Annotated in this window: 11 protein-coding genes and 1 pseudogene; 4 read left to right on the forward strand and 8 right to left on the reverse strand. The window is 62.4% G+C overall.

The annotated features are described in order from the left end of the window. Positions 1 to 29 precede the first annotated feature (29 nt). The 5 genes from JFT44_RS00150 to JFT44_RS00170 form a co-directional block, all read right to left on the reverse strand. Entirely contained in the window at positions 30 to 1,931 is a 1,902-nt protein-coding gene (locus JFT44_RS00150) for a TonB-dependent receptor domain-containing protein (RefSeq protein ID WP_198830262.1), read from the reverse strand. 135 nt (positions 1,932 to 2,066) lie between these two features. After that, positions 2,067 to 3,965 carry a 1-deoxy-D-xylulose-5-phosphate synthase gene (gene dxs / locus JFT44_RS00155; protein ID WP_057438974.1) on the reverse strand — a complete coding sequence of 633 codons (1,899 nt, stop codon included), beginning with the start codon at positions 3,963 to 3,965 and terminating at the stop codon, positions 2,067 to 2,069. A 110-nt stretch (positions 3,966 to 4,075) separates the two neighbouring features. Then, a complete protein-coding gene (gene ispA, locus JFT44_RS00160; RefSeq protein ID WP_057444863.1) occupies positions 4,076 to 4,963 on the reverse strand; it encodes a (2E,6E)-farnesyl diphosphate synthase in 888 nt (295 codons plus the stop codon). After that, complete coding sequence (locus JFT44_RS00165; protein WP_029299452.1) at positions 4,960 to 5,202, reverse strand: exodeoxyribonuclease VII small subunit; 243 nt, start codon at positions 5,200 to 5,202, stop codon at positions 4,960 to 4,962. Before JFT44_RS00165 ends, ispA begins: the two co-directional genes overlap by 4 nt. 92 nt (positions 5,203 to 5,294) lie before the next feature. Further along, positions 5,295 to 6,167, reverse strand: coding sequence for a WYL domain-containing protein (locus tag JFT44_RS00170; RefSeq protein ID WP_120734213.1), 873 nt, complete (start codon positions 6,165 to 6,167; stop codon positions 5,295 to 5,297). A gap of 122 nt (positions 6,168 to 6,289) precedes the next feature. On the opposite strand from JFT44_RS00170, the gene JFT44_RS00175 reads away from it, so the two are divergent. Both JFT44_RS00175 and JFT44_RS00180 read left to right on the forward strand, forming a co-directional pair. After that, on the forward strand, positions 6,290 to 6,523 hold the full coding sequence (locus tag JFT44_RS00175) for a hypothetical protein (protein ID WP_120734212.1): 234 nt from the start codon (positions 6,290 to 6,292) through the stop codon (positions 6,521 to 6,523). Between the two features lie 181 nt (positions 6,524 to 6,704). Continuing rightward, positions 6,705 to 8,585: a hypothetical protein gene (locus JFT44_RS00180; protein ID WP_186625006.1), complete on the forward strand. Its 1,881-nt coding sequence runs from the start codon at positions 6,705 to 6,707 to the stop codon at positions 8,583 to 8,585. Here the strand turns inward: JFT44_RS00180 and JFT44_RS00185 are convergent. The 3 genes and pseudogenes from JFT44_RS00185 to JFT44_RS00195 form a co-directional block, all read right to left on the reverse strand. After that, positions 8,582 to 8,980 (reverse strand): MerR family transcriptional regulator, encoded by a 399-nt coding sequence (locus tag JFT44_RS00185; protein ID WP_198830263.1) that lies wholly within the window; start codon positions 8,978 to 8,980, stop codon positions 8,582 to 8,584. The genes JFT44_RS00180 and JFT44_RS00185 overlap by 4 nt on opposite strands. Then, a pseudogene (locus JFT44_RS00190) lies at positions 8,967 to 9,562 on the reverse strand (NAD(P)H-dependent oxidoreductase). Before JFT44_RS00190 ends, JFT44_RS00185 begins: the two are co-directional and overlap by 14 nt. Positions 9,563 to 9,745: 183 nt before the next feature. Further along, positions 9,746 to 10,765, reverse strand: coding sequence for an AraC family transcriptional regulator (locus JFT44_RS00195; protein WP_115129096.1), 1,020 nt, complete (start codon positions 10,763 to 10,765; stop codon positions 9,746 to 9,748). Between the two features lie 228 nt (positions 10,766 to 10,993). On the opposite strand from JFT44_RS00195, the gene JFT44_RS00200 reads away from it, so the two are divergent. Together JFT44_RS00200 and JFT44_RS00205 are read left to right on the forward strand one after the other, a co-directional pair. After that, entirely contained in the window at positions 10,994 to 12,589 is a 1,596-nt protein-coding gene (locus tag JFT44_RS00200; protein ID WP_198830264.1) for an FAD-binding oxidoreductase, read from the forward strand. A 4-nt stretch (positions 12,590 to 12,593) separates the two neighbouring features. Next, a complete protein-coding gene (locus JFT44_RS00205; protein WP_115129095.1) occupies positions 12,594 to 14,183 on the forward strand; it encodes a glycerol-3-phosphate dehydrogenase/oxidase in 1,590 nt (529 codons plus the stop codon). Positions 14,184 to 14,185 lie beyond the last annotated feature (2 nt).

Here is a 14,185-nt window from a genome sequence, read left to right on the forward strand (position 1 = left end):
TGCCTGCGATGGCGTCGGCCCGGACAACCTCAGAGCTGCGGCGTCCACGTCACCCCAAGCATCCACGTCCGGCCTTCTTCTCGATATGGCTGATTGCTCTGGAAGGTCGGATCGTTATAGCTGTAACGCGCCCGTGTATAGCGGCGATCCAGCAGGTTATCGACCTTCAGCGACAGCGCCACTTCCCGATTCAGCGCCCAACCGCTGCGCAACCCCAGCAGGTAATAGCCCGAGAGGCGGTGCTTGTTGTCTTCGGCATCGTAGCTGCTGCTGATGGCCTGCCAACTGGCGCCCAGGCTCAATTGTTCGAACTGCCGATCCAGGTCCAGGTTCAGGGTGCGCCGGGCACGGCGTGCCAGGGTGTGGCCGCTGTTGCGGTCGCGTGGGTCGATGATCGACAGGCCGAGGTTGCCTTGCCAGCCGAACAGTTCTTGCTTGAGTGCGGCTTCGAAGCCGTTGATGCGGGCGGTGGCGACATTGTGCGGACCCGAATTGTCGTAGATGATCGCGTCCTTGATATCAGTCCGATATAGCGAGGCTTCTAACCGGCTGACGTCGCTGAGTTGGCTACGCCACTGCACCTCGTAGCTTTTTGAGGTTTCAGGTTTAAGGTCTGGATTGCTGCTTATAAACCCGTTTTCGTTCGGGTAGTACAGATCATTAAACGTCGGCGCACGAAAGCCTTCGCTGTAACTTAGCAACACGTCGTTTTCGCTGTTAACTGGCAAGGTCAGCGTACCGCTCCAACTGTTCTGCCCGCCAAATTGCTGGTTTTGGTCGCGGCGCAGCCCCAGTTCGGTGGAAAACCACTCGCCCTTGAAACGATGCTGGATAAACGCGGCGCGGTTCCAGCGGCTGTTTTCGCTGAGCGTGGTGCTGCCGTGAAAACGGTCTTCATACCAATCACCGCCCAGGATCAGGCTGTTTTGCTGATCGAGCGTCAGGTCGTTCTGCCAGTTGATCGAGTCGCGATAGGTGTTGAACACACTGAAGTCAGTGCTGAGCTTGTCGCGTTTGGTGTCGCGGTTTTCGCTGTGGCCCAGCTCCACGCGGGTCTGCCAGGCCTCGTTGAGTTGGGCGTCGATGTACGCGCTGGCGCTGCTGACGGTGTAGTCGGTATAGGGCTTCTGGCCGACACTTTGCCCGGTAGCGAAATCATAGCGACCAAAGCTGTTGTCATATTCCGACTTGCCCCGGCTATCCAGCAGGTTGAAACCCACCTCCAGCTCATCGCTGAACTCATGGCTCAGGTTCAAGCTCAGCGACTTATTGCGATAGGCATCATGGTCGCGGTCGCTGGGGAAGGAGATGTGGCTCCAGTCGATACCGGCGGTGTCATCCAGGCTCGCGCCCAGGTTGAAGCGCGTGCGTTCATCGCCGCCCGACAGGCCCAGGCTGCGTTCCCAGGTGTTGTGGCTGCCAAAGCCCAGCTTCAAGCGCGGCTGCAGGCCTGGCCCGGCATTGCGGCGGGTAAATACCTGGATCACCCCGCCAATCGCATCGCTGCCGTAAATCACCGAGCGCGACCCGCGCAGCACTTCTACCCGCTCAATCTGATCAATATTCAGGTATTGCAGGCCGCTGTCGCCGGACGTGCTATTGGCAATCCGCTGGCCATCCACCAGCACCAGGCTTTGCGCGGACTTGGTGCCACGTATGAAAATCCCCGGCAAGCTGCCCCGGCCACCGGTGCGCGCCACTTGCACGCCGGGCACGCGGCTGAGCAGGTCGGTCAGGCTGGAGGGTTGCAGGCGGTCGATATCGTCCCGGGTGAACACGGTGTTGGCAGCACTGCTGTCATTGCGTGCCTGCACCTGGCGGTTGGCGCTGATCACCACATCGGGGAGCTTCAGGGCAGCGTCGCGGGTGTCGGCGAGCAGGTCCACAGTGGGCAAGAGCAGGAGTGGCAGGGCAAGTCGAAGGTGTTTCATGGGCCGTCCATGGATTCCAAGGCAATACAAAACAAATGTGGGAGCTGGCTGGCCTGCGATTGCGTCGCCCAGGTCTCTCTGAAAGACCGAGGTGTTTGCATCGCAGGCCAGCCAGCTCCCACAGTTTGGTCCGGTTTACAGGCCGAGCAAAGCCATGCGATGGCGAACCGCAGCCTCGATCCCCGCTTCATCCAGCCCACACTCAGCCAGCATCTGCGCGGGTTTGGCGTGCTCCACATAAATGTCCGGCAAGCCCAGGTGCAGCACCGACTTGAGGATGTTCTCCCGCGCCAGGAATTCGCTGACGGCCGCACCGGCGCCGCCCATGATGGCGTTTTCTTCAACGGTCACCAGCAATTCATGGCTGCCGGCGATCTCGCGCACCAGGGCTTCGTCGAGGGGTTTGACAAAGCGCATGTCGATCACGGTGGCGTCGATTTTCTCCGCCACTTTCAGGGCTTCGGCCAGTTGCACGCCAAACACCAGGAACGCGGTCTTGCTGCCCTGGCGCCGCACGATGCCCTTGCCTATCTCGATCGGTTCCAGGTCTTTCTCGATCACCGCATTCGGGCCGTTGCCACGGGGGTAACGTACCGCTGCCGGGCCGTTGTACAGGTGGCCGGTGCTGAGCATCTTGCGCAGCTCGTTCTCGTCGCTCGGGGTCATCACCAGCATGCCGGGGATGCAGCGCAAGTACGACAGATCGTAGCTGCCGGCGTGTGTCGGGCCGTCTTCGCCCACCAAGCCGGCGCGGTCGATGGCGAACAGCACGTCGAGGTTCTGCACCGCTACATCGTGAATAAGCTGGTCATAACCGCGTTGCAGGAAGGTCGAGTAGATCGCCACCACCGGTTTGGCGCCTTCGCAGGCCATGCCGGCGGCAAAGGTCACCGCATGTTGCTCGGCAATCGCCACATCGAAGTAACGCAGCGGGAAACGCTCGCTGAACGCCACCAGGTCCGAGCCTTCCTTCATCGCTGGGGTAATGCCCACCAGGCGCGGGTCGGCGGCGGCCATGTCGCACAGCCATTCGCCAAATACACCGGAGTACTTCGGCCCGCTGGCCTTTTTTGGCGCCGCCACGGGCGCGTCCAGCGGTTCGAGCTTGGTGATGGCGTGGTAACCAATCGGGTCGACTTCCGCCGGGGCGAAGCCTTTGCCTTTCTTGGTGACGATATGCAGGAACTGCGGGCCCTTGAGGTCGCGCATATTGCGCAGGGTGGCGATCAGGGTCGGCAGGTCGTGCCCGTCGATCGGGCCGATATAGTTCCAGCCCAGCTCTTCGAACAGGGTGCCGGGGACCAGCATGCCCTTGGCGTATTCTTCGGTGCGGCGGGCAATTTCCCACGCGCCGGGCAGGCGTGACAGCACTTTTTTGCTGCCTTCGCGCATGCTGGCATAGGTGCGGCTGGACAGAATCTTTGCCAGGTAATTGGACAAACCACCGACATTGCGCGAGATCGACATGTCGTTGTCGTTGAGGATCACCAGCATATTGGCGTCCACTTCCGGCGCATGGTTCAACGCTTCAAACGCCATGCCGGCTGTCAGCGCGCCATCACCGATCACGGCAATTGCCTTGCGATCGCTGTTTTGCAGACGGGCGGCAATCGCCATGCCCAGGGCTGCGCTGATCGAGGTGCTGGAGTGGCCGACGCCAAAGGTGTCGTATTCGCTCTCGGAGCGGCGCGGGAAGGCGGCGATGCCGTCCTTCTGGCGCAAGGTAGCCATGCGCTCGCGGCGTCCGGTGAGGATTTTGTGCGGATACGCCTGGTGACCCACGTCCCACACCAGCCGGTCGTCCGGGGTGTCGAATACGTAATGCAGCGCGATGGTCAGCTCGATGACGCCCAGGCCTGCACCAAAATGCCCACCGGTCTGGCCGACCGTGTAGAGCAATTCCAGGCGCAACTCATCGGCCAGGGTTTCCAGCTCGGCTTCACCCAGACGGCGCAAGCCGGCCGGCGTGTTGGCACGGTCCAGCAGCGGCGTGGTCGGGCGCTTGCGGGGAATCTCTTGAAACGTCGTGGGCATCAGGCGAATCGTTATAGGTATAGAAGAGGCGGCAGTTTACCTCAAGCATCGCAAACTGCCCACGCAGAGCACCGAACTTGGCCGATATGCGGCGGTAATCGCCGCCGTAATCAGTGGCGGCGTTCGACGATATACCGCGCCAGGTCACGCAGCGGCTCGGCTGCCGCGTCGAATGGTCGCAGGGCGGCCAGGGCCTGGTCGCGCAGCTCCAGGGCATAGGCCTTGGCGGCATCCAGCCCCAACAGCGACGGATAGGTCGGCTTGTCACGGGCAATATCGGCGCCCTGGCGCTTGCCGAGGGTCGCGGTATCGCTTTCCACGTCGAGAATATCGTCCTGCACCTGGAACGCCAGGCCGATGGCCCGGGCATAGATCTGCAAAGCGGCCAACTGCGCCGCTTCGGCGCGACCACTGGCCAGGGCGCCGAGGTGCACGGCAGCCTCGATCAGCGCCCCGGTCTTGTGGCGGTGCATATATTCCAGGGCTTGCTGGTCCAGTTTGAGGCCGACCGAGCCGAGGTCAATTGCCTGGCCCCCGACCATACCGGCCGGGCCTGCGGCGGCGGCCAACGCAGTGACCATGCGCAGGCGGATCTCGGCATTCACGCCGCTCAAACGCGGGTCGAGCAGGGCGCTGAACGCCAGGCTTTGCAGGCCGTCACCGGCGAGGATCGCACAGGCTTCGTCAAAAGCCTTATGGGTAGTGGGCTGGCCGCGACGCAGATCGTCATCGTCCATGGCTGGCAAATCGTCATGCACCAGCGAATAGGCATGAATCAATTCCACCGCACACGCCGCGCCATTGGCTTGCGCGGCGTCCACGCCCAGCGCTTCACAGGCCGCATAGGCGAGCAAAGGCCGTACGCGCTTGCCGCCGTTCATCACGCTATAACGCATGGCCTCATACAGCCTGGCCAACTCCGGGCTTGGTGCCACAAACAGCGGTTCCAGCGCAGCATTGACCCGGGCCTGACTGCTGGCCTGATAAACGTCGATCATTGCGCTTGTTCCGCGTCGAAAGGTTCTTCGGCCAACTCCCCATCCCGTTCCAGCAACACCTGGACCTTCTGCTCCGCCTGCGCCAGAGCGCTCTGGCAATCGCGGGTCAGGCCAATACCTTGCTCAAACGCCGTCAACGAGTCTTCCAGCGACAACTCGCCGTTCTCCAGACGCTCGACCAGGGTTTGCAGATCGGCGAGGGATTGTTCGAAATCGAGTGCAACTTTTTTGCGGGCCATGGCGGCTATTCCGGTTGACGGTAAACGGGCGCGACACTAGCAGATAGGGGGGGTAGGGGCAAATGAGGGGCGCTTGAGCGCACCGGGGTTTTTCAGTCATACAGCCAAGGCTTCAGCTCCTGCAGGTTCTTCACCACAATCTGCTGGGCCTCGGGTTTGGGGTCGAGGTTCTTCGGATCAATCTGGTAGCGCTGCAGGACGTACTTCACCAGGGCCTGGCGACTGGGGATCACCAACTGCCCATCGAGCATGCCGAAATCCGCCTCGATGATTGCCCGTTGCGCCGCCGCCAGGCGCTGGTCCGGGGTGATCACCAGGTTCACGGCGGTTTCCCAGACGTGGTCATCGCCGATCAGGTTTTCGGATTTGCCCAGCAACTCCGGTTCGCCGCGCAGGCGGCTGAGCACAAAGTCGCGGTATTTGCCGTTCTTCTCACAGTAGGCCCGCACGTGCCAGCGCATGCCGGTGTACACCAGGGTGTGCGGGGCAATCAGGCGCACCTCCGGCTCGGGGTTGGCCAGGGACACGTACTCGGTTTCCAGGCGCAAACCTTCGCGGCAAGCCTTGAGCAGCGGGCGCAGGATTTGTGGGCGGATGCTGCGGTCCGGCACCTCCAGCACCTTGGTATGGGCATAGGCCAGCGCTAGCCCTTCAATGTGTGGTGCGCGTTCGTTGTTCTGGTACAGCAGGTGTAAATAGGCGCTGGCGCTGTCGTCGATAAAGCGCGGCTTGAAGTGCTTGCTCGGGATGTAGCCCTTGAGCTGCTTGTCATATGTCAAGTTTCGGGGCGCATGTTCGGTGATGTAGGTGTTGATGTCTTTCGAGGCCTGCTGGCGGCTGATGCCAAAGCTCTGGATCAAGTGCCCCGTGGTCAGGCGGCCCTCCCACCAGGCGACGGTCTCGATCAAACGATAGCGAAGTGCCAGGTCCCAGCGTACCTGTTCGACGGATTGTTTGCGTTTCATGACCCCTCCCATATGTGCGATTACTTTACCTGTATCTGTCTACAGTGTAGACCTGTAATAAAACACGACATATCTTTTGGCTGTCTTCGAGATCGCTCGAACTCACTAAAAGGAAGCAGGACATGGGGATGTCGGAGGTTATTTCGACAAGTGCGTTGGTACTCATTGGCGTGATTTTGCTGGTGCTGTTGATGCAGTACCTGCGCCTGCGGGAAATCTGGACGTTCGTTGCAGGGTGCCGTTCGGCGGCACGCTGGGCAAAGATCCGCGAGATGGAAAACCGTGAGCTCAAGCGCGCTTTGCGGGCAGAGCGGGCGCGGGTCCAGGAGCTGAAGGTAAGGCTGGAGCTGTCTTGAAGGGTGATCGGGATAGTGGCCTAGTGCTATTCTGCCGCGCAACCTCCGATGGCCAGGCGCAATGACGCTGAAAAAAATCAGAAAGGGAGATGGGGATATGTCGTTGTTGGAGTTTTTGCAGGCCCAAAAATATTCAAGCTCGGGACGGGTTCATGTCGCACCCAACATCCCGAAAAAACTCTTGAGCAACGCCCTTTCTGCCTACGGCCTGACCGTGGACCCCAGCGAAGTGGTCGTGCTGATTGATGACACCATGTTCGCCAGCGGCAAGGACGGTTGCTTGATCGGCCAGCAATACCTGGCCATCCGCGAGAGCTTCAGCGACGCGGTGGCCTACGCCTATGACGAAGTGGACGCCCTGGAGCTCAAGGGCAGCAAACTCTTCCTCAACAAGCGTCAGGCGATTGCCTTCAACATGCCGGACAAAGACGATCTGCACGATTGCTTTTCCCTGTTGCAGGAATGGCTGCGGACCCGGGGCGGCGAGCAATCGGCCCCGGTGGCGAAGCCTGCGGCGGTAAAGGCCTCGGCCGGCAACCAGGAGCTGTCGGCGGCCCAGGTTGATTCAATTGTGCACATGACCCTCAGCCTGGCTGAGCGGCTGGGGCTGGAGCGCGTGTATGTGCGCCCGCACATCCCGCAGAAAAAGCTGCAGGCGGCGCTGGACTCCTACGGCGCCAACATGCGCGAAGACGAGGTGTTGGTGCTGATTGACGACACCCTGTTTGGCGGCGCCAAGGAAGGCGTGTTGATGGGCGAGAGCAAGCTGGCGGTGAAGATGGTCTTCGACACCCCGCGCCTGTTTTTCTGGCGCCACTTGGATTCGTTGGCAGTGGAAAAGCGCGACCTGTTCGTCAACTCGCGCAAGGTCGGAACCTTTACCCAGGTGGGTGAGAAAGAGCTGGGTGAGTTCTTCTCGGTGATCAACGAGGCACTGGGGGATGCCCGCCGTGGGCTGGTTGATCAGCCGGTGGTGGCGGTGGCGCAACCTGCCGTCGCAGTGGTCGTCGCCAAGCCCGAAGCCGAGCCTGTGCTTGTAGAGCCGGTTGCCGAAGAAATCCTCGCCTTGGCGGTCATCGAACAGACAACGCCTGACGATCCGCAGAAAAAAGTCAGCGGCAAGGACAAGCTGTTGGGCTACGTGGCCGTGGCCATCGAGCAGAACAAATCGAAGATCCTGCCGTTCATCAAGGACAAGACCGGCGAGGCATCCCTGGCGGCCCTGCGCGATGACGGCAATGTCGAGAAGCTCGGCGCATTTATCTACGCCTTTCTGCCCGGTGTCGTGCGCCTGGCCCTCAAGGAAGAAACCTTCGTGCGTTTCGTCCTCGACAACCGCAACAAGCTCCTCGATAAACTGTTGGCCGGCGAAGCCGAGCGGGTTGCGGCGCTGCAAGACATCACCCCGACGGCGCGTCTGGCCCCGACCTATCATGCCGAACTCGATGACTTGCTGATGGACGACGAACCGGTGGTGCAACCGGGGCAGCGGGCCATTGAAAAGATGCAGGCGATCCTTGCCGACCTGAAGCAGGAACAGCGCGACGACCCGGATTCAGCGGTTATCTGGCAGTTGCCGATCAGTTGCCTGGGCGCAGTAATTCCCAAGGCGAAAAAACTCATTGGCTTCCCGGATGAAGAGCTGGAAAGCCAGGTTTTCTTCGTCTTGGGCTTTATGTACGGATTCTCCTTTCACAAAATCCCCGAGCCTATCCGCCAGCAAGATGGGGTTTTCGAGGCCTTCTTTACCGGGTTCGCGATTATTTGTGAGAACTACACGGAGCGTAGCCCTGGCAACAAGGTCAAGCCTGAAGACGACATGCTGCCCTTGGCGATGGGGTTGGCCAAAATGGCCACCAAGCAGCAGCTCAATGAAATGGTCAGGAAGATGCTGGATGAGCATAAGGACTTGGCCAAACCCGGCGACTTTGAACTCGATGACATCATGCTGCTGCTGCGTGAAGCCAATGGGTTTGCCCAGCAATGGGTTGACAGCATGACGCGGGAAATCCTGGCAGAAGAGCGCGCCCTGCAAAACAAATGGGGCGATCTGCTGAACTAGCTGTTGCGCGCAGTGCCGGTTTCCACCAGACGTGCAAACTGGCACTGACCCTGGGCCTGCTCCAGGCTGCCCTCAAACGCCACCAGCCCTGCATGCACCTGTTGCAGGGCTTGGATCTGCGTCATCAACTCGAGCTTTTTTTGCGCGATCGCCTGGTTGGCGCGCTGCCACGGCAGCTCATCGCCACGGTGCCCGTGGAGAATTCCCTGCAACTCCTTGAGCTTGAAGCCCAACTGCTGCGCGCACTTGATAAACGTCAGCAGCTCAACGCTCTGCGTCGAGTAAACCCGATACCGCCCCTCGCGTTGCGGCGGTGGCAGCAAGCCGATGTCCTCATAGTGACGAATCGCCTTGATCGTCGTGCCTGACAACTGCGCGGCTTTACCGATGTACATGCAGATCCATTCCTAAAAGAGTGTGCCAGCCTTTTTCAGCCACTTGTCGCGCTGCGCCGCAGTAGAGCCCAGCACAGGCCCGAACATGATTGTCTTGATCGGCTTGATACCACACAACTCAAGGGTGGTCTTGCGCATCTGGTGCAGGCCGGGCATGTGGTAGAACCAGCGGTAATACCACGGCGGCGTATCCAGGGCCACCAGCAGATGGGCGGTACGGCCCTTCAAGAGCTTGTCGGGGAATGCTTTGCCCTTGCGGTATTTGAAGGCGAAACCGGGCAGGAACACGCGGTCGATGAAGCCTTTCATCAATGCTGGAATTCCCCCCCACCAGATAGGGAAAATAAACGTCAGATGATCGGCCCAAAGGATGTCGGATTGCGCCATGAGCAAGTCCGGCTCCAAGGCTTGTACCTGAGCGTAGCCGTGGTGCAGGACAGGATCGAAGCTCAACTCGCCCAGATACAAGGTGCGCACTTCGTGGCCGGCGCGGCTGGCTGATTCGCGATAGGCAGAGGCTAAGGCGTAGCAGAAACTGGTGCTGGCGGGGTGGCCAAGAATGAGCAGGATGCGGCGGGCCATGGGTGGGGAGTCCTGAAGTCGGGCCCGCAGGATGGCGTGTGACCCTAGGGGGAGAGTCAAGTACCCAGGAATGGCCTGATCGGGCGCTATCGCAGGCAAGCCAGCTCCCATATTTGATCTTCGTTGTGTTGAATACCGGGTTCACTCTGTTTGGTCAGGACCTGAAATGCAGTCCCCCAAACCCTAACTGCCCCGATGGGTCTGCCGATACTCGCCCGGCGGCACACCGGTGCGGCTCTTGAAGGTGCGGTGGAACGAGCGGGGTTCGGTGAAGCCCAGGTATTGGGCGATGTCCTGGATCGGCAGGTCGCTGTGCAGCAGGTAGTGCTCGGCCAGTTCCTGGCGCAGGTCGTCGAGGATCTGCTGGTAGGACGTGCCGGCCTGCTGCAGTTGGCGTTGCAGGGTGCGCACCGACATGGCGAACTGTTCGGCCACCTGTTCTTTGCGCGGCAGGCCTTCCTTGAGCAACTGGCGCAGGGCGTTTTTCACCCGCAGCGCCAGGCTTGAATCGTCCAGCGAGGCCATCAGGGCCAGGGCATGTTCTTCCAGGGTGCGCAGCAATTGCGCATCGGCCTGGCGCAGGGGCGTTTGCAGGTAGCTCAAGGGCGCCACCAGGGCGGAGCAGGGTTGCTCGAACAGCACCGGGCAACCGAAGAAGTCCTCGTATTGGCTGAGCTGCGCGCCGTCCGGCAATGGGTGTTCGAGCAACACCTGGCTTGGCGACAGTTCGGTGTCGGCGATCCAGCGGGCATACACCAGCCAGGACGCCAGCACGTTCTCCACCATATGCCGGCGGATGCGCGGCTGCTGGTGGCGGCAGTTCCAGATCAGGCGGACTTGGTCATGGACCATTTCGGCGCGGCTGGTGCCCATGTCGCCCACCAGTTTTTCGAACGGCATGATGCGGTTCATTGCCTCGCCCAGGGTCGCGCAGTTCATGGTGATGTAGCCGAGCACGCTCCACGAGTTGGGCAACACGAAGCGCGCTGAATTGAGCCCGAACAGCAGGTCCCCGGAATGTTCGCAGAAATACTCCAGCAGTCGTTCGTGGGCTTCCACAGGCAGGCGCAGGCTGTTGTCGTCCAGTTGGCCGGCAGTGATCCCGGCCGCCTCCAGTGCGGGGGCGGTTGCCACGCCGAGCTGTTCGGCATGGCGCAGGTACTTCAGCAGAGGAGGGACGGAGGTAGAGCCGAGTGTCTGCATGATCGGGTTCCTGGCGGGGTGTTGCCGGCGGCAGTGCCTTGCGCGCGTCGATGGCACGCAAGGTAATTTGAAATCGTGACTAAAGTAAATGCTCCCGTGGATACATCCGGTAATACAGCGAGTGACCCAATTGGCTACTCCATCTGTCCCGATGCGACCGTGACAGCCCGCGCCGGCTGATTAGTATGGGAGCACTGAAAATCACAAGATCTGCTGGGAGAAACAGGCATGCGACGCTGGAACGGCTGGGGCGAAGAAACCACGCAGATGGAGATGCCCGCCCATGGGGCAGCGTTTCTGCGCGAGCGATTGGGCGACGGGCACACCCTGCCGGACGCCAGCCTGGACAGTGCCCTGGCCGCAGTGCCCGCGTCGCGGCTGGCGCCCCACGCGCTTTACAGCATCGAGCCCCGGGACCGCCTGATGCATGCCCGCGGTCAGAGCCTGCCGGACTGGCTGGCCCTGCGTGAAGGTGCGCTGGGTCGGTACCCGGATGCTGTGGCCCTGCCGGAAACTGTCGAACAGATCCGCCAGCTGCTGGCCCTGGCCGACAGTGCCGACCTGTGCCTGATTCCCTATGGCGGTGGCACGTCCGTGGCCGGACATATCAACCCGCCGGCGTCCACGCGCCCGGTGCTGACGGTGTCCCTGGCCCACATGAACCGCCTGCTCGACCTCGACGAACAAAGCCTGATCGCCACGTTCGGCCCCGGTGCCAGTGGCCCCCAGGTGGAGAGCCAGTTGCGTGCCAAAGGCTACACCCTGGGGCACTTCCCGCAGTCCTGGGAGTTGTCGACCCTGGGCGGCTGGGTGGCCAGCCGCTCGAGCGGCCAGCAATCGCTGCGCTACGGGCGGATCGAGCAACTGTTCGCCGGCGGCACCCTGGAAACGTTCGCCGGGCCCCTGGAAATCCCGAGCTTCCCGGCCTCGGCCGCCGGCCCTGACCTGCGGGAAGTGGTGTTGGGCAGCGAAGGGCGCTTCGGCATCATTTCCACGGTCAAGGTCCGGGTCAGCGCGCTGCCCGAGGACGAGCGTTTCTATGGCGTGTTCCTGCCCGACTGGCCACAGGCCCTGCAGGCGATCCGCCGACTGGTGCAGGCACGGGTGCCGCTGTCGATGCTGCGTCTGTCGAATGCCATGGAAACCCAGACCCAACTGGCGCTGGCTGGCCATCCCCATCAAATCGCCTGGCTGGAGCGCTACCTGGCACTGCGCGGGGCTGGCGAGGGCAAATGCCTGCTGACTTTCGGCGTCACCGGCAATCGTCGGCAGAATGCCTTGTCGTTACGCCAGGCGCGCCAGCACCTCAAGGCTTTTGGCGGGGTGTTCACCGGCACCCTGCTGGGTAAGAAATGGCAACAGAACCGTTTTCGCTTCCCCTACCTGCGGGAGAATCTCTGGAATGCCGGCTACGTGGTCGACACCCTGGAGACTGCGACCGACTGGTGCCATGTCGACGCCTTGTTGCACGCGATCGAGGCCAGCCTGCGTGACTGCCTGGCGGCCGAGGGCGAGCGGGTCCATGTGTTTACCCACCTGTCCCATGTCTATGGCGAAGGTTCGAGCATTTACACCAGCTACGTGTTCCGCCCGGCGGCGGACTACCCGGCCACCCTGGAGCGCTGGAAGGCCCTGAAGCAGGCGGCCAGCCGCACCATCGTCGAAAACCACGGCACCATCAGCCACCAGCATGGCGTGGGCAAGGACCACGCGCCCTACCTGCCGAGGGAGAAGGGCGAACTGGCGATGGCTGCGCTGCACAGCCTGAGCCGGCATTTCGATCCGGCCGGGCGTCTGAACCCCGGCACCCTGCTGGAAGACTAGGCCCATGAGCGATGACTGGAATGCCCAGTGGCGCGCGGCCGTGCTGCCGCAGCTGGCGAATGAAACCTGGGACTTGATCGTGATTGGCGGCGGTATCAGCGGCGCCGGGATCCTGCGCGAGGCGGCCCGGCGCGGTTGGCGCTGCCTGCTGTTGGAGCAACGGGATTTTGCCTGGGGCACCTCCAGCCGCTCGTCGAAAATGGTCCATGGCGGCCTGCGCTACATCGCCAAGGGCCAGTGGCGCCTGGCCCGTGATTCGGTACGCGAGCGCCAGCGCCTGATGGGCGAAGCACCGGGGTTGGTGGAGCCCTTGAGTTTCCTGATGCCGCACTATCGCGGCGGGTTCCCCGGACCGCGCGTCTTCGGCGGTTTGCTGTGCCTGTATGACGCCCTGGCCGGTTGTCGCAGCCGCCAGTTTCATAAACCTGCGCAACTGCGCTACCTGGCGCCGGGGTTGATGGAGCCGGGCCTGCTGGGGGCTTCGCAGTTTCGCGATGCCCTGACCGACGATGCGCGCCTGGTCATGCGTGTGTTGGCCGAGGCCCGCGCCGATGGCGCCTGGGCGCTGAACGGCCTGCGGGTGCGCCAGTTGCTGCGCGAGGGCGGGCGGGTGTGTGGGGTCGAGGTCGAGGACACGCAAGGCGCTGCCGTTATGCAAGTGCGTTGCGCGGTGCTGGCAGTGGCCACCGGCGCCTGGGCTGAACGCCTGCAACCGGGTGGTGGGCAGCGGCAGTTGCGGCCCTTGCGAGGCAGCCACTTGTTGTTGCCGGGCTGGCGCTTGCCGGTGGCCCACGCCTTCAGTTTCATGCATCGGCGCGACGGTCGCCCGGTATTCGTCTTTCCCTGGGAAGGGGCCACTGTGGTGGGCACCACCGACCTGGATCATCGCGAGGACCTGGACCTCGGGGCGAGCATTACCCGCGAAGAACTCGACTACCTGCTGGAGGCCTGCGCCCAGCCATTTCCCCAGGCCGAGGTAACGGCGGCGGACGTGCTGTGCACCTGGTCCGGGGTGCGCCCGGTGGTGGGCGCCGCAGACTCCCAGGCCAAGCCCTCCAATGAAACCCGCGAGCATGTGCTGTGGCAGGAGCCGGGCTGCGTGACGTTGGCGGGGGGCAAGCTGACCACCTTCAGGCCCCAGGCCATCGAGGTGTTGCGGGCCTGTGCCGGGATGCTCGGGAAGACCCTGGAGGATGACGGCGCGCCAGTGTTCCAGGCCGTGCCGCTGCAGGCGATTCCTGGGCTGAGCGCCGCCGGCCTGCGGCGTCTGGCCGGGCGCCATGGCCGTGACCTGCCACGTTTGGCCCGGCTGATACGCAGCCTGGGCAGCGAGTGTGTCGGCGCCAGCGATACCTTGTGGGCGGAGCTGGCGTTTGCCGCCGAGGCCGAGATGGTCCTGCACCTGGACGACCTGTTGTTGCGCCGCACCCGTCTGGGGTTGCTACTGCCCGACGGCGCCGCTCACTACCTGCCAGACATCCGCCGGCTATGTCAGCCGCGCCTGGGCTGGGACGACACGCGCTGGGAACAGGAACAGCAGCGCTACCTGCAACTCTGGCAACGCCATCACAGCGTCCCGTCCGCCTCGATCTGAAG

Source organism: Pseudomonas sp. MF5691 (genome assembly GCF_016405645.1).
In the GTDB taxonomy this organism is placed as follows: domain Bacteria; phylum Pseudomonadota; class Gammaproteobacteria; order Pseudomonadales; family Pseudomonadaceae; genus Aquipseudomonas; species Aquipseudomonas shahriarae.